This window comes from Paenibacillus koleovorans NBRC 103111 (assembly GCF_004000845.1).
GTDB classification, from domain to species: Bacteria; Bacillota; Bacilli; order Paenibacillales; family NBRC-103111; genus Paenibacillus_AA; species Paenibacillus_AA koleovorans.
The window spans coordinates 39,424-59,263 of sequence record NZ_BIMA01000015.1 but is presented as its reverse complement, the minus strand read 5'-3'; the positions used below and the strand labels follow the sequence as shown (position 1 = coordinate 59,263).

Here is a 19,840-nt window from a genome sequence, read left to right as displayed (position 1 = left end):
TTGATTATCATTATCTGTAATTATAGTAGGGTGAGGGCCAAAAGAAAATAACCGATCGTGCTGTCTTTTTCGGGAACGGCGCATTATCGCTATAAATCGACCGCGTAGAGCGGAATTCCTGCGGATTTTGGGAAAGAGAGGGTATGTGGTCGTTGACGATGAGAACGATTATCACTATAATCAGGTTGTTTCTATTCGACTGCCCGCTAGTCATCAATATAGATAGGAGTGTTAGACATGTCATTCGCCAGGGCAAAATCGGGTGTGGCCGTACCCGTTCAGGAGGAGGTTGTTTCCTTCCAAACAAGGCCTTGGTCAGTTGGCTTTATTCTTCTTGGCGGCTTGGCCTCGCTCGCTCTGGCGATCGGCTTGTCCGTATCCTTCGGGGCTGCCGATATCGGGTTTGAAACCGTGTGGCAAGCGATCTTCCATTATGAACGGGATACGACGACGCACCAGATCATTCACGAGATTCGGCTCCCGAGGGTGCTCTCCGCTGCAGTGGTAGGGGCCGCTTTCGCCATTGCAGGCGCGATTATGCAAGGCATGACCCGCAATCCGTTGGCGGATTCGGGGTTGCTGGGGCTGAACGCCGGGGCGGGCTTCGCTTTGGCGCTTTGTTTCGCTTTTTTCCCCGAGCTGCCCTACAATGCCTTGATCTTCTATTCCTTTGCCGGAGCAGGATTAGGGGCCCTTATCGTCTTTGGTCTCGGGTCGATCTCCAGGGGAGGCCTGACGCCGGTTCGTTTGGTGCTCGTCGGGGCCACGCTATCGGCTATGCTGACGGCGCTCAGCGAAGGAATCGCGCTTCATTTCCGCATCGGACAAGACTTGGCGTTCTGGTATGCGGGGGGTGTGGCCGGGGTAAAGTGGCTGCAGTTGAAAATCATGGTCCCTTGGGTGGGAGCGGCGCTGATAGGCGCGATCCTGCTATCAAGGTCTATTTCGCTACTAAGTCTAGGTGAGGATGTGGCAAAAGGGCTTGGCCTGCGCACGGGACTCGTTAAGTTGCTAGCGATGCTGGTCGTGTTGGTGTTGGCTGGCGCATCCGTATCCGTCGCCGGGGCAGTCGCCTTCATCGGGCTGCTCGTGCCGCATGTGACCCGCAAGCTCGTCGGCGTCGATTACCGCTGGATCATTCCGTGCTCGGGCGTCTTGGGAGCGAATTTCGTCGTGTTGGCCGACTTGGCGGCGAGAACGATCAATGCCCCGGAGGAGTCGCCGATCGGGACGTTGATTGCCTTGTTGGGCGTTCCCTTCTTTCTTTATTTGGCGCGAAAAGAAAGGAGGGAGCTCTCTTGAGGACTGCAGGGAATATGACACCGGCCGAGGCAAGTCGACTTCGTCGGAGCATCGTCGTGATGGTCACGCTGGGCCTCCTCATCTTTATCGTCTTCATCCTTAGCATGAACACCGGCTTCATCCGGCTCACTCCGCTCGAGGTGCTGCGCACGATCATCGGGGCCGGGACGGAGCAACAAAATTTGATTCTGTTCGAATTTCGCCTGCCTCGCATCGTAATCGCCGTGCTGATCGGAGCGGGTCTAGCCGTAGCCGGCTGCATCATGCAGGCGATCTCGCGCAATGCGCTGGCGGATCCGGGCATTCTCGGCATCAACTCCGGTGCCGGTCTGGCGGTGCTGCTGTACGTGGCCTACTTCCCGTCCGCCGCCGGAGCGCCCGTCTATATGCTGCCGGTGCTGGCGTGGGGCGGCGCGGCTGTGACGGCTGCGATCGTGTTCGCCCTGGCGTATCGACGCGGTACCGGATTGTCGTCGACGCCGCTTTTGCTCTCGGGGGTCGCGGTTACGGCTGGCCTCTCCTCGGTGATGATTCTGTTGTCGCTGCAGATCTCGAAGCAGAAGTTTCAGTTCATCCAATCCTGGCTGGTCGGCACGATCTGGGGCAAGGACTGGCAGTTTGTGCTTGCCTTGCTGCCGTTCATCGCCATCCTGCTGCCCTACGTGATCTGCAAATCACGCACGCTCAACGTGCTCAGCCTGGGCACCGCGACGGCTACCGGCCTCGGCGCGTTCGTCTCGCGCGAGCAGCTCGTGCTGCTGGCCGCCGCAGTAGGCCTCGCCGGCTCCTGCGTCGCGGTGAGCGGCAGCATCGGCTTCGTCGGCCTCATCGCTCCGCACTTAGCACGCCGGCTGATCGGGACGCGGCACCAGGTGCTGTTGCCGACGGCTGCGCTGGCCGGCGGGCTGCTCGTGATCGCGGCGGATACGATCGCGCGCTGGGTGCTGATGCCGTCGGAGATTCCGACGGGCATTGTCGTGGCGGTGCTCGGCTCGCCCTATTTCCTGTACTTGTTGGTGCGGGTGAAGGGATAGCTTGCAATAAAGGGGCGCTCGAGGCGGCCAATCGTCTCTCGTCCATCACCAAGCTCGTCCTGTATGAAGTGCCGTTCGTCGTCGATTCGAGCCGGGCTCCGGTTCCGGGCGATTATACCGCTACGTTCGATAGGCTGCTGCTCGGCCAACACCCGGCGCTGGAGACGACCGCTTATGCGATCGTGGCTTGGGTTGGCGTGAAGCTGGCGGTCATAACGCTGGCTCACGACGATATCAGCGTGTTGAGTCATGATTTTTCGCATAGCACGGGCTGGACGATTGTGTTCTATCTGCTCCTGGTGGCGATCGCCGTTCTGGGCTGGTTCGCCCCCAGTAACAAATCTTCGAAGGCAGGCAGCGCTTAATCTTAGGAGTACGAGCAGACCACCTAACAAAAAAAGGGCCACCCCAATCAAGGGGTGGTCCTTTTCTTCAAGCATGCACATGATAGCGACCTTTGGGCACGACGAACGGCGAACCCGAGACGGGGTCGGCGATGACCGAGCAATCCAGCCCGAACACGTCTTTCACCAAGCCGCTGGTGATTACCTCGGACGGCGATCCTTCCGCCACCAGCTTGCCTTCGCGCAGGGCGAACAAGTAGTCGGCGTACCGCGCGGACAAATTGATATCATGGAGCACCATCACGATGGTCGTGCCGTGCTTGCGGTTCAGGTCGGTGAGCAGATCCAGGATCTCGACCTGATAGGTGATGTCCAAGAACGTCGTAGGCTCGTCCAGGAACAAAATATCGGTCTGCTGCGCCAGCGCCATGGCGATCCAGACCCGCTGCCGCTGCCCGCCGGAGAGCTCGTCGATGTTCTGATTGGCGAGCTCCGTGATGTTCATGATGTGCATCGCCTCGGCGACCGCCTCGGTGTCCTTCCGACTCCACCCTCGGAGCAGCGATTGATGCGGGAACCGGCCCCGCCCGACGAGATCCGCGACCGAGATGCCTTCCGGCACGATCGGAGATTGCGGCAGCAGGCCGACGACGCGAGCCAGCTGCTTCGGCGGAATTTTGCCGATAGACTTGCCGTCCAGCGTCACTTCCCCGGAGGTAGGCTTGATCAGGCGGGCCAGCGTCTTGAGCAAGGTGGACTTCCCGCAGGCGTTGGCGCCGATGATGACGCTAATTTGGTTGCTCGGGATTTCAAGGCTCACGCCGTGAATAATCGTTTTATTTTCATAACCCGCGACAATCTGTTCGCCTCTAAAAGTATGGTTGGGTTTCATTATAAGTCTCCCTTTCGATTCATTCGGATGAGTAAGAAGATCAGATACGGCGCTCCGAGGATCCCGGTAATGATGCCCACGGGGAATCTGATTTCAAACGCGAACTGTCCGATTAAATCTGACGCCAAGACTAGGATGACGCCAACCAAACCGGCTGGAATGCCGTTCGGCAAGCCGACTCCGACCAATCGTTTGGCGATCGGACCCGATAAGAAGGCGACGAAGGCGATAGGGCCGGTAATGGCGGTAGCCATGGCGACGAGGAACACGGCGCTCACGATGAGCGCGATGCGGGTCTTGTCCGTATCCACCCCGAGGGTCGAGGCGGCCTGTTCCCCTAGCTCCAGCATGCCCAGATGGTTGCCCAGCACAATAATAATAGGCGCGAAAATGAGCACCGTCAGGGCTAGCGGCGGAAGCTCGTGCATCTGAGCGCCGTTGAGGCTGCCGCTCAGCCAACGCAGCGCTGCGGGAATATCTTGCTGAGCGCCTACCAGCAGCAAATATGAGATGACGGCGTCGAGCATCGCCTGTATGCCGATCCCGACCAGAATCAATCGCCCGATGGAAAACGTTCTTCCCCGGGACAACACATAGATGAGCATGACGGTAGCCAGTCCGGCGATGACCGAAGCAACCGATACGACCGCCGGGTTCGCATGCAGGATGAGGATGCAGAATACGGCCGCCGCACTCGAGCCGGACGTAATGCCGATTACGTTCGGATTCGCGAGGGGGTTGCGCAGCATCGTCTGGAACGTATTCCCGGCAATGCCGAACGCGAAGCCGGCCAGCAGTCCGGCCAGCATTCTCGGCAAGCGGATGGTAGAGACGGCGAAGGAAGCGCCGGGGACCTGTTCGCCCGCGAGCGCTCGGATAACGTCGCTTACCGGATAAATCGTGTTCCCTAGCAGCAGCATGGCGCAGCATAGGGCCAAGGATATCGCCGCGAGCAGACTCGTAATCAGAACCCAGCGGCGGTGTCTACGGCGACGGCCAGCAGTGATGAATTCAATCGCTAAATTTGTCATAAGGAACGCACTTTCGATCGCATCGCTAATAGGATCAGGATCGGGGCTCCGACGAACGCGGTTACGACCCCGACTTCAAGCTCCCCAGGACTGCCGATCAGTCGGCCGATCACATCCGATACGGTCAGTATGATGGCGCCGGACAAAGCGGACATGGGGATCACATAACGCAGATCAGGCCCTAGAACGAGGCGCATGGCGTGAGTCGCCAGGAGCCCGACAAAGCCGATCGGTCCGGCCAGCGCCGTCGCCGCGCCGCACAAGATCACACCCGCGAAAGCGGCGATCAGCCGCAGCACGCCGGTTCGCACGCCCAGTCCGGTCGCGACCTCGTCCCCGAGCGCCATCGCATTCAAGGCGGGAGCCGCGATAAAGGCGATCGCGACGCCGACGATCAGGAACGGAGCGAAGAGAGCGATGAAATCCCAGTTGGCCGCGCCGACGCTGCCCACTTGCCAGAACCGGAACTGGTCCATGACGTAGGCGCGCGGAATCAGAATGGCCCCGATCAGGGAGGCGAGAGCGGCGCTCGTGGCTGCCCCGGCCAGAACAAGCTTAATGGGCGTGGCGCCGCCACGTCCCATTGAGCCGATTCCGTATACGAATAGAGCCGTTAATGCCGCCCCGACCAGAGCGAGCCAGATATACTCGCCCGCGCTGCCGATACCCAGGAAGGCGCTGCCGATGACGACGAACAAGGCGGCGCCTGTGTTCACGCCCAGAATGCTCGGATCGGCGATCGGGTTCCGCGTGACCGACTGCATGAGCGAGCCGGAAATGCCGAGCGCCACCCCGCAGAATAGGCCGAACACGGTGCGGGAGATCCGCTTGCGCACTATATTGGCTTCGAGGGAGTCGATGTCCGGGAAGAACAGACCGTCGATCACATCGTGGAATCTCACCACGCGCGAGCCGAATGCCAGGGAAGCGAGCAAGCAGATGCCGAGCAGGACGAGACCGATCACCAGGACCAGGGCGAAATGCTTGGGCGTTGGAGCTCCTATACGCTTAGTGGCGGAACTTGGGAGACGGCTCATTTCTTCTCAAGAGCGGCCCCAATCAACTTCAGGTACTCGTCGATCGTGTAGGCAATCGACAGCGGGTTCGGGTTGCCGGAAGCGGCGAGCGGCGTGCCGTTCGGGATGAATACGACGGTGCCTTTCTGAATCGCAGGCACTTTGCCGAACAGCGGGTCCGCTTTGAGCGCTTGCAGCAGGCTGTCGTCGCCATAGCCGATGAGGAGATCCGCCTCGTACAGGGAATCAACATTCTCGGCGCTCAGTTTCAACGAGTAGGCTTTAGGATCGGTAATCAGCTTCGTTACTTTTTCCGAATATTTCATGCCCAATTCTTCGAGGAACGCACCGCGAGGATCGGCAGGCGTGTACACACTGAACTTGGACAAATCTTTGGCGGACAAGTTGACCCAGACGATTTTCTTGTCTTTGAGCGCCGGATATTTGCTTACTTTTTCTTTAATCAGAGCTTCGGTATCTTTGATGAGCTTCTCGCCTTCGGCTTTCATGCCCATGCCGGTTGCGTTCACCAGTACTTGCTCGCGCCATGTGGTGGTCCAAGGGCTAGTTGTGTAGGCGACAACCGGAGCGATTTTGCTGAGAATCTCATAGTCCTTCTGCGTGATGCCGGAGTACGCGGCCAGGATGACATCCGGCTTGGCGTCGGAGATCGCTTCGAAATCCAGACCATCCGTATCTTGGAACACGTTCGGCTTGGCTACGTTCAGTTCCTTCAGCTTCTTCGCCGTCCAAGGCAGCAGGCCGCTGTTGTCGGTCGTGCCGTAGTTGGCCGCCGAGAAGCCCACAGGGACAACGCCAAGCGCCAATACGACGTCGTGGTTCGCCCATTGAATCGTGACAACGCGCTGCGGCTTGCTCTTGATAACCGTCTCGCCGAGAGCATGTTTGATGGTGATCGGGTAAGTAGTGGCCGGAGATGCGGAAGCACTTGCCGATACGCTAGGCGATGGTGACGAAGACGGCGACGGCGAAGCGGATGAACCGGGTTGCTCCTTGGAGGAACAAGCGGCCAGAATGATCATAACGACGGTCAACAGAAGCAGTGCCTTAACAGTGAGCTTGCGGTTTGCATTCATTTTTCCTTAACCCTTCCTTTTCCTGTTCATATGATAATGATTATCAATGTCACTATAGCTTCGAATCTTTTAGTTGTCAACAAAGAAATGAAAATCATTATCAATTAAGTGGCGCGAGGCATTCCTTTCCTGCTATAATGCACACGTGCAGGAGCGGTGAGGGGGCGTCAAGATGAGGACGAGCGACAAGCAAGGGGGCTGGGATCCCGCGGTGGAGGGGCTGCGTTCCGAGCTGTTGGGGTATTGCTATCGGATGATGGGATCGATCTTCGAGGCGGAGGATGCGGTGCAGGATACGATGCTGCGCGTATGGCAGAGCCGAGACCAGCTGCGGCAAGACACTTCCCTCCGGGCGTGGATGTATCGGATCGCCACGAATATTTGTCTCGATAAGCTAAGGAATGCCAAACGCCGGGCGCTGCCCATGGACATGACCGATGCGGCGGCGGTTGTCGTGGAGCCGGTTGAACAATGGCCGAATTCCTCTTGGGTATGGCCGGCCCCCGACTCTCTGGGATCCCCCGCGGATATCGTAGTCGGCAGGGAGACCGTTCGCTTGGCGTTTCTCGCTCTGTTGCAGTCGTTGCCGCCCCGTCAGCGCGCCGTCCTTATCTTACTGGACGTCTTCCGATGGTCCGCCCGGGAGACGGCGGAGTCGCTAGAGATGACCGTGGCCGCCGTCAATAGCGCTTCGCAGCGGGCCAGGGAGAAGATTCGCCGAGCGGAGCTGCGTTCAGATGTCTTGCGCGAGGGAGACTACGGCGTTGTCGAGGCCGATCGAAGCTTGCTGGACCGTTACGTGGAAGCGTTCGAGCGGTATGACATCGAGGCGCTGGTGGCGCTGTTCCACGAGAACGGCAGCTTGTCGATGCCGCCTTACCCGATGTGGGTGAGCGGCAGAGCGAGCCTTGCGTCGTTCTACCAAGCGACACGGCACCATTGTGCAGGCTCCCGGCTGCTGCCGGTTTGGGCGAACGGGTGTCCCGCTTTCGGGCAATACGTGCCGGCTGGTGGCGAGGGCGGCGGGTACAGGCCATGGTGCATCCATGTGCTGGAGATTCAGAACGCGAAGCTCGTCCATCTTCACAATTTTATCGACACGCCTTTATTTGAGCGCTTCGGCTTGCCTTCTCGGTTGGATGCCGGCCGAGTTTAGCAGTAGACCGATGATTATTCGGCTGGCGAATCGTCTAACTCTCGGAAACTAATTCTGAATGAGTCTGAGGAGCGAACGCATGAAGACGACACAATCGAAGGATGGCACCACATTAGCCTATGATATCCACGGCAGCGGACCTGCCCTGATCTACATTACCGGTGCAGGCTGCTTTCGCAAATTTAAGCCGATCGAGCAGGATGCCAAGGTATTCGGGACGGCGTTTACCGTATACAATTACGATCGCCGAGGGCGTGGCGACAGCGGGGACACCCAGCCTTACGCGATCGAGCGGGAGATCGAGGACATCGAGGCGATGATCGACACCGCCGGCGGCAAGGCTCATTTATACGGCCATTCCTCGGGAGCGGTGCTCGCGCTGGAGGCGGCCCTGCGGTTGGGCGGCAAGGTGGACAAGGTCGTCCTGCACGATCTGCCCTATGTGCCAAACGAGGCGGAGCGGGTGTCGTACGGTCGGCTGGGCGAGACGGTGAGGCAGCTGCTGGACGCCGGTCGGAACAAGAAGGCGATGAAAACGTTTCTGAAAGGCATCGGCATGCCTGGCCTGTTCGTGGCGCTGCTCCCCTTGTTCCCGGGGTGGAAGACGATGGCGGCCTTGGCGCCTACGTTGGCCTATGATATTGCCCTCACACAGGACCTTCCGCCGGTCGATCGCGCTGTTCAAGTCGCGGTGCCCCTGCGAATTATTGTGGGCGAGAAAAGCCCGGCCAGCATTCATGAGGTTTCACGCCAGCTGGCTGATGCGATTCCGGGCGCGGGGCTGGTGCGGCTCGCCGGCCAGGACCACATGGCTAGCCCGAAAGCGGTGCTGCCCGTGCTCTCGCGGTTTTTGAAGGGGACATTTTCCCAGTACGAGCCAGGATAACGAGTGATGCTCTTACCTACTTCATAGAAGGTTAAATTCAGGTTAATTTGGAGGTCCACGAAGACGACTCTGTACAATTTGCCTGAAATTTTCCGGCTTTCAAATAGGCTACAACTATTCTATAATAGATGAAGACAAATCTATTAACTTTGTGAAAAGGTATGTAAGGACGGTTATTATGAGCAGCAGACAAGCCAAAACAGACGTTATCTTGATTGGTGCCGGCATCATGAGCGCTACGCTAGGATCCCTGCTGAAGGAATTGGTGCCGAACTGGAACATAAAAGTGTTCGAGAAGCTGGGCAGCGCCGGGGAAGAAAGCTCCAACGAGTGGAACAATGCAGGTACGGGGCATGCGGCCTTGTGCGAATTGAACTACACGGAAGAGAAGCCGGACGGTTCGGTCGATATTAGCAAAGCGATCAAGATCAACGAGCAATTCCAGGTGTCCCGACAGTTCTGGTCGTATCTTGTGAGCAACCGGCAGATTCGCAATCCGCAGGACTTCATTATGCCTTTGCCTCATATGAGCATGGTGATGGGGGAGAAGAACGTTCAGTTTCTGAAGAACCGGTTCGAGGCGATGGCGAGCAATCCGTTGTTCCAAGGGATGGAATTCTCGGATGATCCCCAGAAGCTGATGGAATGGATTCCGCTTATTATGAAAGGCCGGACCACGAATGAACCGATTGCAGCGACTCGAATCGAATCTGGGACGGATGTTAACTTTGGCGCATTAACGCGCCTCCTGTTTGAAGACCTAAAGCGCAAAAAAGTCGAAATCAAATACAAGCAAAGTGTAGATAGTATTAAACGGACGCGCGATGGGCTCTGGGAGCTGAAGGTTCGGAATATCGAGAGCGGTGCGGTCGAGCGCCATACGGCGAAGTTCGTCTTCATCGGCGGCGGGGGTGGAAGCTTGCCGCTCTTGCAGAAATCAGGTATTCCAGAAGCGAAAAATATCGGCGGGTTCCCGGTCAGCGGCCTGTTCATGGTGTGCAAAAATCCGGAAATCGTGGAGCAGCATCATGCCAAGGTATACGGTAAAGCGCCGGTTGGCGCTCCTCCGATGTCGGTTCCGCACCTGGATACCCGATACATCAACAATCAGAAGTCGCTGCTGTTCGGACCGTTCGCGGGTTTCTCGCCGAAGTTCCTGAAGACCGGCTCCATGTTCGACCTGATCGGGTCGGTGAAGCCGAACAACGTCTTCACGATGCTGGCGGCCGGCGCCAAGAATATGGCGCTCACCAAGTACTTGATCCAGCAAGTGATGCTGTCCAAGGAAAACCGGATGGAAGAGCTGCGCCAGTTCGTGCCGGAAGCGAAGAGCGAGGATTGGGATTTGCTCGTAGCCGGCCAGCGGGTGCAGGTGATCAAGGATACCGAGGCCGGTGGCAAAGGAACGCTGCAATTCGGTACGGAAGTCGTGACCGATGCCGATGGGACGATTGCCGCCTTGCTCGGCGCCTCTCCTGGCGCTTCCACAGCCGTATCCGTCATGCTCGAGCTGATCAAGAAATGTTTCCCGCAGCATATGAAGGCCTGGGAGCCGAAGCTGAAGGAAATGATTCCTTCCTACGGCATATCCCTCGTGAAGAATCCGGCTCTGATCGACGAGATCCATTCGTCCACCGATCAGGCGCTGCGTCTGAGACAAGAACTGATGCACGCCTAGCAGAGGCCGGGCATACGAAAAAGCCGCTTCGCTACCAACCGGTAGTAAAGCGGCTTTTCTGTACAGGAGGGGTTGTTCCTAGTCCCTAGTTTCGGATCAAATAATCGAATGCTCCCAAAGCGGCAGTGGCTCCAGATCCCATCGAGATGATGATCTGCTTATACGCGCTGTTGGTGCAGTCGCCTGCGGCAAATACGCCCGGCAAACTCGTCGCGCCGTGACGGTCGACCACAAGCTCGCCGAAGCGCGTGCGCTCCACGGTGTCCGCCAGCCAGTCGGTGTTCGGCACGAGACCGATCTGGACGAACACGCCTTCCAGGGTGATTTGCTGCTCGGCGCCCGTATCCCGCTCGATATAAGAGATGCCGTTCACTTTGTCGGTACCGGTAATTTCCTTCGTCTGCACGTTCTTGATGACGGTCACGTTCGGCAAGCTGTAGAGGCGCTTCTGCAGCACCGCATCCGCCTTGAGCTCCGGCATGAATTCCAGCACGGTGACGTGCTTCACGATGCCCGCGAGGTCAATGGCCGCTTCGATGCCGGAGTTGCCGCCGCCGATCACGGCCACATGCTTCCCTGTGAACAGGGGGCCGTCGCAGTGAGGGCAGTAAGCTACGCCTTTGTTCTTGAATTCGGCTTCGCCGGGCACTCCGATATTTCTCCAACGGGCACCGGTCGAGACGATGACGGCTTTGCTTCGCAGCACCGCTCCGCTCTCCAGCTCCACCTCGATGAGCTCCTTCTTCTCCAGCCGCTTGGCGCGCTGCAGCTTCATGACGTCGACGCCGTATTCCTTCACATGCTCTTCCAGGCTGGCTACGAGCTTCGGCCCTTCCGTGTATTTGACACTGATGAAGTTCTCGATGCCTACCGTATCCATCACCTGGCCGCCGAAGCGCTCCGCTACGATGCCCGTGCGGATGCCTTTGCGCGCCGCGTAGATCGCTGCGCTGGAGCCCGCCGGGCCGCCGCCGATCACGAGGATGTCGAACGGCTCCTTGTTCTCGAGCTCCGACGTATCCGGTCCGGAACCGAGCTTGGCGAGAATTTCTTCCACGGTCATCCGACCGCTTCCGAAGAACTCCCCGTTCAGGAATACCGACGGTACCGCCATCACTTCGCGGCTCTCCGCTTCGGCCTTGAAGGCGGCGCCGTCGATCATCGTATGCGAGATGCCGGGATTCAGCACGCTCATCAAGTTCAGCGCCTGCACGACATCCGGGCAGTTGTGGCAGCTGAGGCTGATGAACGACTCGAACCGATACTCGCCCCGAATGTCCTTGATCTGGTCGATGACCGCCTGCTCCACCTTGGGGGCCCTGCCGCTCACTTGCAGCAAGGCGAGTACCAGGGAGGTGAATTCGTGACCGAGCGGAATGCCAGCGAAGACGATACCGGAATCGGGGATACCGGCTCGATTCACGCTGAAGCTCGGCGTCCGAGCGAGCTCAGTCCGCTCCACGGTAATTCTGGACGACATGCCGGCTAGCTCATCGACCAGCTCCAGCATACCGACCGACGTTTCATCGGCGCCAGCGCTTACTTTCAGCACGATGTCGCTTTCCAGCAGTCCGAGGTATTGGGCTAATTGTGCCTTAATGTCTGCATCTAACGCCATGGAAATCGCTCCTTAGATCTTGCCGACAAGATCAAGGCTAGGCTTCAGGGTAGCAGCGCCTTCTTGCCATTTGGCAGGGCATACTTCACCTGGGTTGTTGCGTACATATTGCGCCGCCTTGATTTTGCTGACGAGAATGCTTGCATCACGGCCGATGCCGCCTGCGCTGATCTCAACCGATTGGATGACGCCGTCCGGGTCCACGATGAACGTACCGCGATCCGCCAAACCGTCTGCTTCGATAAGCACATCGAAGTTGCGGGAGATCGTGTGCGTCGGGTCGCCGATCATGATGTATGTGATTTTGCCGATAGTGGCGGAAGTGTCGTGCCAAGCTTTATGCGTAAAGTGAGTGTCTGTGGATACCGAGTACACTTCCACCCCGAGGCTCTTCAGGGTTTCGTATTGGTTTTGCAGATCCTCGAGCTCTGTCGGGCAAACGAACGTAAAGTCTGCTGGATAGAAGCAAACGACACTCCACTTACCTTTCAAGTCGGCTTCTGTAACATCGATGAATTTACCATTTTGGTAAGCTTTTGCGTTAAACGGTTTTACTTCTGTTCCAATGAGTGACATTAACAAATCCTCCTAGAATAAGTGTAGTGGTTGAATAGGAGTTATCGATGGAGTGAGAACTCTTATCAATAATTATTCTAAATAAATATTAAATATTGTAGCCCGTTTTGTCAAGGGATTTTCCTGCACATGGATGTGTAATTGCTTATGGGGCTTGGTTGTTCTCGCATTCCGGTATTTGTTATGATGGAACCATCGTCGCCTCTACCTAATGAAAAGGAGACCTACCCATGCACTCCCAATCCAACTGGAAAAAAAAGTTCGCGATGATCTTCAGCGGACAGCTGTTCTCGATTTTGACGTCATCGATGGTTATGTTCTCGATTATCTGGCATTTGACGGAAACGACCGGGTCGGCCTCTGTACTGATGATCGCCGGACTTGTCGGCTTCATGCCGCAAGCGCTGCTCGGCCCTTTCATCGGCGTCTGGCTGGACCGGTGGAACCGGAAAGCTACGATGATGATCGCAGACGGCTCCATCGCGCTGTCCAGCTTGCTGCTCGGCGCTTACTTCGCACTCGGGGAGCCTAACTTACTATTTGTGTATGCCGTCCTCTTAATACGTTCTACGGCCACCGCTTTTCACGCGCCGTCTTTCCAAGCCGCGATCCCGCTGATCGCGCCTGCCGATCAATTGACCCGAGTGGCCGGGTGGCAGCAGATGGTGTTCTCGTGCTCCACCATATTCGGGCCAGCGCTTGGTATTGCGGTGTACTCTGCTTCCTCGCTGGAGATGGTGCTATTCCTGGACGTCATCGGCGCATTGATCGCCAATGCGATGCTGCTTATGGTCAAGATTCATCAGCCGAAACCGGAGACGGTTCAAGCCCCGGCCTTTTTCCGAGAGCTCAAGCTGGGCTGGGAAACGTTCGTGGCGGTCAAGCCGGTTGTGATCACTACGTTCGCTACCGCGGTGTTCGGCATCGTGTTCATGCCGCTCGGCATGCTGTTCCCGCTTATGACGCTGCAGCACTTCGGCCTCGGCGGCTATAGCGCCAGCCTTATCGAGGCGGTGTTCAGCGTCGGTATGGTACTTGGAAGCTTGCTGCTGTCTGTCTTCGCCGGCAAGCTGAAGGACACGACATTCATGAGTCTGAGCTTGATTCTAATCGGTCTGACGTGTGCCGCCAGCGGATTGCTGTCAAGCGGAGCTTTTGCGGTGTTCGTGGTGCTATCGTTCTTAATGGGCGGAGGAGCGCCGCTTTTCAACGGTCCTTACATGGCGATGATCCAGAAATCGTTCGAGCCGGAGAAGCTCGGTCGCGTCTTATCGTTCGTCACGAGCATCACTATGCTCTCGTCGCCGATCGGACTAGCGCTGGCCGGGTCCATCGTGGAGAAGTACGGCGTCGAGACCTGGTTTTTCTGGGCAGGCGTGATGGTGGTCTTCACCGGACTTTTTATTTATGCCCAATTCCGGCGGAAGAGTATGAATGAAGGGCCGGCAGGTTTGCCGGGTGCTTAGGTTGCTGAGACCGACCGGGACCTTGTGCAGCTCATGCTGGCCTCTAGCTTCCCAGATATGGAGCAATTGCTCGTTGCACAATAGCGTTATGAAATCACCCTATTTGCTCGTTTGAAAGAGAAATCGGAAGAATAGCGTTATACCATAGCGTTAATATGGCCAGAATGCCCTGATTCGGCTCATTTTGATCGAAATAGCGTTATTTCGTAGCGTTATTTTTGGCTGGAACTTGATAGTGAAGCAAATAGCGTTATGACGTATCGTTATTTTTCTGATGCGGACCTCGCGACCGCCCTCCGATACCCGAACGACAACACTCCAGAACCGAGACCAGCCAGTATAAACAAGCCGGCGAGCCAAGGATGATAGGCTACGCTGTCGCTCCAAGCCAGCAGCACCCCGCCGGCGCTGGCTCCGGCCGCTAGACCGAGATGCGTGAACGACGTGTTCAAGCCCAGCACGAGGTTGATGGAGCGGGGGGCGGCCTGAACGAAATAGGCATTGATCGCCGGGGCGGTCATGAACATCGAGAAGCCCCATAGGCCGATCAGGCCTAAACCCACGGCTGGCGAGAGGTCGGCTGTCAGCGGGAAGGCGGTCAGCGCGATCGCCGAAGCCGCCAGGCTGGAGAGCAGCATCCGCCGGCTGCCCAGCCAGTCCACGGCGAGACCACCGAGCTTGGAGCCGGCGATGCCGATGATGCCGAGCCCCAACAATACCCAGCCTACAGCGTCTGGCTTGAGCTGCAGTTGTTGCTCCACAAGCGGCGCCATGTAGGTGAGCATGACGGAGTTGCCTGAGCTCCATAACATGGAGAGCAGTAGGGGGCCGAGCACGGCCCAGCTTCGAAGCACCGCGAACTGGCTCCAGAACGGTTGAGGCGCATCGCCTGGAATGGAAGGCAGGTTGCGCTTCAGAATCGCCAGCACGAGCAAGCTCCCCAGTCCCATCGCCCAGAAGATCGATTCCCACCCCCACCAGTTCGACATCGCCACCCCGAGCGGAACGCCCATCACCATCGACAAGCTAAAGGCCAAGGCGATCGTGCCCATGGCGCTCCCCAGTCGATTCCCGGCTACGAGCTTCGGAATCGCGCCTAAGGCAATGACGCAGAACAACCCGGCGCTGGCGCCCAAGAAAGTACGTGCCGACAGTAAATAGATGTACTCGTTGCTTAGTGCCGAAGCCAGGCTGGCCGCCAGGAAGATCGTCAGCGCGGCGAGCAGCAGCGCCTTGCGGTGAATGCGTGCGGTGAACGCCACTAGAATCGGCGTCCCGATTGCGAAACCGAGCGAAAATGCGGTCACGAGCTGGCCGGCCTTCGCTACGGTAACGCCTAGGTCCTCCGCCAGCACATTTACAATTCCCGATACGATGAGCTCCGCCGTCGCCACCAAGAAGGCGCCGAGGGCGAGCCAGTATACGTTTTTCATATTGCCCATCTCCCTTTCCATCGTCTATGGAAAGGATTATAATTTACGTACTAACTTAATGTAAGAAGGAAAACCAAATGGATCTTATCCAAGTAAATTGACCTACTAATTATTTGTAAGTAAAAGGATCGAGGTGAAGGAACAGGATGTCAGAGAAAGAAACGATCCCTAATATTTGCGAAGCGCTGCGCATTATCGGGGCGAAGTGGAGCTTCATGGTCATCGCGCAACTGAGCGACGGTCCGCAGCGCTTCAATGCATTGCGACGCAATGTGAAGGTCGTGAAGACCCAGTCGCTGACGGACACGCTCCGCCACTTGGAAGAGACGGGCGTCGTCCGCCGCGAAGTGTTCCCCACCGTGCCCATCACGGTCGAGTACTCGCTCACCGACAAGGGGCATGATTTCCGCAAAGTCATCACCGAGATGGACCAATGGGCGCAGCGTTGGGCAGATCGGTAAGAGAGGGGACGGACGGGCGGTAGGCGATGCAGTCCGACTTGTCCTGACTGCAATCACTTGCAGCCGTACAAAACGTGCTGTAGTCCGAGTTTGCCCACTAGGAAAGCTGTTTTGGTGCCACCGTATCAAAAATAGGCATTCCAATTCGGCATTTTCGGACTACAACTCATTTTCCTACCAAGCCTCCCTTAATAAGTGGGAAAAGTCGGACTAGAGCCAGATGGTTACTTGGTAGGTGGTGCCGTGTTAGTACGGTTACTGTCGAGTCCGACTCGAACCTTCTCCATATACAAACCTTTAGTGAAGCTTAAACATCCGGACCACACAAAAAAGGCGAGGGCAGCGTCCCTCGCGCTGCCTTCGCCTTCCTGTTAATTAAACAACTTTAATTCCCCCGTATTGCTTATGTTCACAACGGTGCGAAAGTCGAATTCCAGCTTCGGATAATACTCCTCTTCCCAACGGTCGATCTGGTCGGGCGCCAGCTTGCTGCGGAACATCAACCCGGTGCTTAACACGTCGCAGCGTTCTCGCTGGAGGCGCTGGAACAGCTTGCGGTACCTGTCGTTAAGCAGCGTCTCGAGCTCTTCCTTCAGCATCGGGATGCTGGCCTTCGCGCCGGAAAGCTTTTTCTCCGAGATGAAACAATCCATCTTCAGGGTGGTGTGCAGCACCGGCACTCCGGCGTTCCACTCCTTGCTGTAATCGAGAGAGGTGCTTAGAATCTGCATGCTGGCCGACGGCGTGACTTCGATGATGCCGCTCATCCCCCGATCTCGAAATGCATTATAGAGAAGGGTGTCATCCGCGGAGATTACGCCCATCATGCGATCGTCGCGCATAATGACAGAGCCGGCCACCTGAAACTCGGAATCGGTTCCTTTTTCGAGGTAAGGAAGCGCCATATCGGTCGTCTCCGAGAACACGTCCCGGAACGCCTCCCATACATAGGTCAGCGCCACGCTGGGATCCCAGCCTGAATGGGTGTCGAAGAAATCCTGAATACGCGTCGATTTGCCTTTGTCTTCCTCGAGTTGGGTGATCAAGGTGCCCGCATTGCCTTTCACGACGGCCAGCTTGGCTTTGGATTTCAGCTCGCGAGACCGAAAAGCATATTCCATTACATCGTGGATCCCCTCTCTGGCCAGAGACTGCCCGATTAAGATGGTGTCTACGTGGACGATCCCGATCCCGCGTTCTTGGTTCATCTTCATCTGGTCGATGGCATCGCTGATCGTCGCCGCTTTCCCCTGAATGCTATAGCAGCCTCCTTCCGGACGCGGAACGAGCAGCCGCACCGTGTAATACTGGCGGTCGTCCGACTGATCGATGCCCATGATGAGCGGCAACAGCCGTTTGTCGATCGATTTGGCATCCCAGCAGCCGGTTAGTACAATACCAAGCAGCACTAGCGGGAGCCCCGCCGCCAACATCCGCCGATAGAGCAATTTCAAGCCAATCGCCTCCTTCTCGCCAGTTTGCCGATGGTGAAGGTTACGAGCGGAATGAGCACGCCGCAGTACATGCGCAAGGGCGTATCCATATCGAGAAAATGCTGCACGGCCCGCCAATTCGGCACGAACAGGCAGAGGATAAATGCAAGAGCGGCCAGCGAGCAGGAGAGCACAGGCTTGGACACCGGGAGGAACAAGTCCCGCAGCAGCTCCGTATTGATCTTGATCAGCAGGGCCGCGAAGATGAGGATGAACGTGACCGAGCCTACTACGTAGAGCATCGTAATCCTGTCCAAGAGGAGCCAGTCGATATTGACGGTATCGAAAGCGGCGGTGAGCGGATAGTGGAACTTGTCCACATTGCCCGGTAAAAAGATCAGGATCGGAATATAGACGGCCAAGAAGTATAAAGGGACCAAAGCAAGCATGGCGACATAGATGCTTCTACGTACCCGAGGGGCGGAAAAATCCCATCTGGCCGCAGTCATCCCTAAGAACAAAAAGCCGGAATGGGCAGCCAAGCTGCTCAAGTAATGTTGACTGCGCCAAAAGAAAGGGTCCGGCGTTAGCGGCATCAAATATCGTACGTCCGTATTTAGGAAACAAGCCCCGACCGAGAACACCATGATAGGCATCAGCAGCAACAGCAGCGTCACTGTAGCCCGCGAAACCGCCCGGAGGCCGATGAGCGATGCCTGCAGGGAAAGCAAGACGAGTACTAGCAGGATGACCCATTTCGGGGTGCGCGGCAGGAAAATGATCATGAGCGTCTCCGCATGAATACGGAGCACGATCAGCAGGCTGATGAACCAGTAAACCGCCAGAGGCAGAAGCAACAATCTGGCCGTCCACGCCCCCCAGCGGCGAAACAAGGTTGTCAGGGGTGTTCCGGGCATCGCCGCCAAACCTTTCATGAACAGCCAGAGCATCGCGAACTCCAGCGCAATCCCGGTCAGGATATAGGCCCAGTGGCCGAAGTGCGCGATCCCCACCATTTTGTCCGGGTAGAGGAAGAAGATCAATCCCAAGTGAGCGGCGAAAAACAGCGGAGCCAGCGCCCCGTTCCTAATCATGCTCCTCACCTGCTTCCTTCAGCGTGCGCAAGTAAGGGCGCCGGAAGGTGGACACGCCCGCCAGATAGAATACGAAGAACACGATCCCCGTCAGCATACCGACAATGCCGAGGATGGCGCCCAGCGCAATATTCAAGTATTTGAATAAACGAAGACTCATCATGTTCTGGATGCCGATGATGTTATAGTTCGCGATGATGGTGGCGGACAGCACGATCAACAGCAAATTGCTGACTAATTGGGCCTGAACCGCGGCTTGGCCGAGCATGATGCCGCCTACCATGGTAAGGGTCGGACCGAAGCTCTTGGGCAGGTGGATGGTGGCCGCTCCGACCATATCGATTACAATGCCCATCAGCAGCATCTCGATCAGAGCGGGATACGGGACGCCTTCCCGGCTGCGGGCTACGGCGAGCGCGATGTCGATATCGAGAAGCTCCGGGTTGATGCTGACGAGCGCCACATACAGGCCGGGCACGGTCAAGGCGATGAGAATGCCCAACACCCGCAAAGCGACGATCGAGAGGGAGATGACGGACATATGATTGCGGTCGTACAGCGCGCACCACATATCGGTTATGCTCGGAGGAGCAACCAAAGCATAAGGGTGTTGGTCCAAGAATAAGACGATGCGGCCTTCCAAAAGAAATTTAACGCCTTGCTCCGGCAGCTGTGTCGAAGTGAACAAGGGAACGGGGCCCCATCGTCTCTGCTTCAATACTTTGGCCAGGTCCTGGATCGTCGAGACGTCCGATTGGGTCGTAGACAGCAGCTCTATTACTTCCGGCGCGAGCTTCTCTCCGTCCATGGAACGCATGTAGCAGACCGTGATGCAGCGCTTGCGGATAGTACCGAGCGCCACTGTGGAGATGATCAGATCGGAGCTCTGCAGATGCGACCGGAGAATGCCCAAGTTCGTGATGGCGCCTTCTGTAAAGGCGTCCTCGGAGCTTTCTATGGCGCTTTCGCTCTGAGGACCTTCTACGGAACGAGATACGTTGCGGGTTTTCAGTTGAAGCGACGCGTTGCCGCGGGCATGCAGCACGACGAGCCGGCCTCCGAGAATCTCGTGCTCCAGCTCTTCCTTCGAGAGATCGATTTTGCCTCCTAACGAAGCAAGTGTTCTCGGCTTGTCCCAGCGCACATACTGAAGATGAATGGGCACATGAGAGGGCTCTACCAGACTGGACAAATAGCAGACCACGGCTTTCCCGCGCTCATCATCCAGTTCCTCGGCGGAAAAGTCGGTGTTGTGCGCGAACTTTTTTTTCAGATAGGCGGCCATAGCGTTCGGATCCTTAGACATGCGCTTACCTCATTCCA

Annotated in this window: 17 protein-coding genes and 1 pseudogene; 8 read left to right on the top strand and 10 right to left on the bottom strand. The window is 57.1% G+C overall.

From position 1 onward, the window contains the following. Positions 1-237 precede the first annotated feature (237 nt). The 3 genes and pseudogenes from PKO02S_RS07245 to PKO02S_RS07235 all read left to right on the top strand — a co-directional run. Positions 238-1,302, top strand: coding sequence for a FecCD family ABC transporter permease (locus PKO02S_RS07245; RefSeq protein ID WP_127580493.1), 1,065 nt, complete (start codon positions 238-240; stop codon positions 1,300-1,302). A gap of 14 nt (positions 1,303-1,316) precedes the next feature. Next, entirely contained in the window at positions 1,317-2,336 is a 1,020-nt protein-coding gene (locus PKO02S_RS07240; RefSeq protein WP_127580562.1) for a FecCD family ABC transporter permease, read from the top strand. 137 nt (positions 2,337-2,473) lie between these two features. After that, a pseudogene (locus PKO02S_RS07235) lies at positions 2,474-2,701 on the top strand (TerC family protein); the annotation flags it as partial. Between the two features lie 67 nt (positions 2,702-2,768). Here the strand turns inward: PKO02S_RS07235 and PKO02S_RS07230 are convergent. Genes PKO02S_RS07230 through PKO02S_RS07215 form a run of 4 tightly spaced genes read right to left on the bottom strand, consistent with a single transcriptional unit; the run spans position 2,769 to position 6,716 of the window. After that, a complete protein-coding gene (locus PKO02S_RS07230; RefSeq protein ID WP_127580491.1) occupies positions 2,769-3,572 on the bottom strand; it encodes an ABC transporter ATP-binding protein in 804 nt (267 codons plus the stop codon). Further along, entirely contained in the window at positions 3,572-4,603 is a 1,032-nt protein-coding gene (locus PKO02S_RS07225) for a FecCD family ABC transporter permease (RefSeq protein ID WP_127580489.1), read from the bottom strand. Before PKO02S_RS07225 ends, PKO02S_RS07230 begins: the two co-directional genes overlap by 1 nt. Then, positions 4,600-5,640, bottom strand: coding sequence for a FecCD family ABC transporter permease (locus PKO02S_RS07220; RefSeq protein WP_127580487.1), 1,041 nt, complete (start codon positions 5,638-5,640; stop codon positions 4,600-4,602). Before PKO02S_RS07220 ends, PKO02S_RS07225 begins: the two co-directional genes overlap by 4 nt. Continuing rightward, positions 5,637-6,716: an iron-siderophore ABC transporter substrate-binding protein gene (locus PKO02S_RS07215; protein ID WP_127580485.1), complete on the bottom strand. Its 1,080-nt coding sequence runs from the start codon at positions 6,714-6,716 to the stop codon at positions 5,637-5,639. The genes PKO02S_RS07220 and PKO02S_RS07215 overlap by 4 nt, the downstream gene beginning before the upstream one ends. A gap of 172 nt (positions 6,717-6,888) precedes the next feature. On the opposite strand from PKO02S_RS07215, the gene PKO02S_RS07210 reads away from it, so the two are divergent. The 3 genes from PKO02S_RS07210 (at position 6,889) to PKO02S_RS07200 (ending at position 10,436) form a co-directional block, all read left to right on the top strand. Then, the gene (locus PKO02S_RS07210; protein ID WP_127580483.1) at positions 6,889-7,872 is read left to right on the top strand and encodes a sigma-70 family RNA polymerase sigma factor; all 984 of its coding nucleotides are present in this window, start codon (positions 6,889-6,891) and stop codon (positions 7,870-7,872) included. 79 nt (positions 7,873-7,951) lie between these two features. After that, positions 7,952-8,758, top strand: a complete 807-nt coding sequence (locus PKO02S_RS07205) for an alpha/beta fold hydrolase (RefSeq protein WP_127580481.1) — start codon at positions 7,952-7,954, stop codon at positions 8,756-8,758. 151 nt (positions 8,759-8,909) lie between these two features. Further along, entirely contained in the window at positions 8,910-10,436 is a 1,527-nt protein-coding gene (locus tag PKO02S_RS07200; RefSeq protein ID WP_281280414.1) for a malate:quinone oxidoreductase, read from the top strand. Positions 10,437-10,521: 85 nt separating this feature from the next. On the opposite strand, the gene ahpF is transcribed toward PKO02S_RS07200, so the two are convergent. Beyond that, positions 10,522-12,054, bottom strand: a complete 1,533-nt coding sequence (gene ahpF / locus PKO02S_RS07195; protein ID WP_127580477.1) for an alkyl hydroperoxide reductase subunit F — start codon at positions 12,052-12,054, stop codon at positions 10,522-10,524. 12 nt (positions 12,055-12,066) lie between these two features. Beyond that, the gene (gene ahpC, locus PKO02S_RS07190) at positions 12,067-12,630 is read right to left on the bottom strand and encodes an alkyl hydroperoxide reductase subunit C (RefSeq protein ID WP_127580475.1); all 564 of its coding nucleotides are present in this window, start codon (positions 12,628-12,630) and stop codon (positions 12,067-12,069) included. A gap of 230 nt (positions 12,631-12,860) precedes the next feature. Between ahpC and PKO02S_RS07185 the strand changes: the two genes are divergently transcribed. Beyond that, positions 12,861-14,096 carry an MFS transporter gene (locus PKO02S_RS07185; protein ID WP_127580473.1) on the top strand — a complete coding sequence of 412 codons (1,236 nt, stop codon included), beginning with the start codon at positions 12,861-12,863 and terminating at the stop codon, positions 14,094-14,096. 263 nt (positions 14,097-14,359) lie between these two features. Here the strand turns inward: PKO02S_RS07185 and PKO02S_RS07180 are convergent, their stop codons facing one another. Next, positions 14,360-15,529, bottom strand: coding sequence for an MFS transporter (locus PKO02S_RS07180; RefSeq protein WP_164821338.1), 1,170 nt, complete (start codon positions 15,527-15,529; stop codon positions 14,360-14,362). 146 nt (positions 15,530-15,675) lie between these two features. Here PKO02S_RS07180 and PKO02S_RS07175 point away from each other — a divergent pair, with 146 nt between their 5' ends. Beyond that, complete coding sequence (locus PKO02S_RS07175; RefSeq protein WP_127580469.1) at positions 15,676-15,990, top strand: winged helix-turn-helix transcriptional regulator; 315 nt, start codon at positions 15,676-15,678, stop codon at positions 15,988-15,990. Positions 15,991-16,361: 371 nt separating this feature from the next. Here the strand turns inward: PKO02S_RS07175 and PKO02S_RS07170 are convergent, their stop codons facing one another. From PKO02S_RS07170 to PKO02S_RS07160, 3 genes are read right to left on the bottom strand one after another with little or no spacing between them, the layout of a single operon-like run. Further along, entirely contained in the window at positions 16,362-17,444 is a 1,083-nt protein-coding gene (locus PKO02S_RS07170) for a Ger(x)C family spore germination protein (RefSeq protein ID WP_127580467.1), read from the bottom strand. Continuing rightward, positions 17,441-18,517, bottom strand: a complete 1,077-nt coding sequence (locus tag PKO02S_RS07165) for a GerAB/ArcD/ProY family transporter (protein WP_127580465.1) — start codon at positions 18,515-18,517, stop codon at positions 17,441-17,443. The genes PKO02S_RS07170 and PKO02S_RS07165 overlap by 4 nt, the downstream gene beginning before the upstream one ends. Continuing rightward, positions 18,510-19,823: a spore germination protein gene (locus PKO02S_RS07160; protein ID WP_127580463.1), complete on the bottom strand. Its 1,314-nt coding sequence runs from the start codon at positions 19,821-19,823 to the stop codon at positions 18,510-18,512. Before PKO02S_RS07160 ends, PKO02S_RS07165 begins: the two co-directional genes overlap by 8 nt. Between the last annotated feature and the right edge of the window lie 17 nt (positions 19,824-19,840).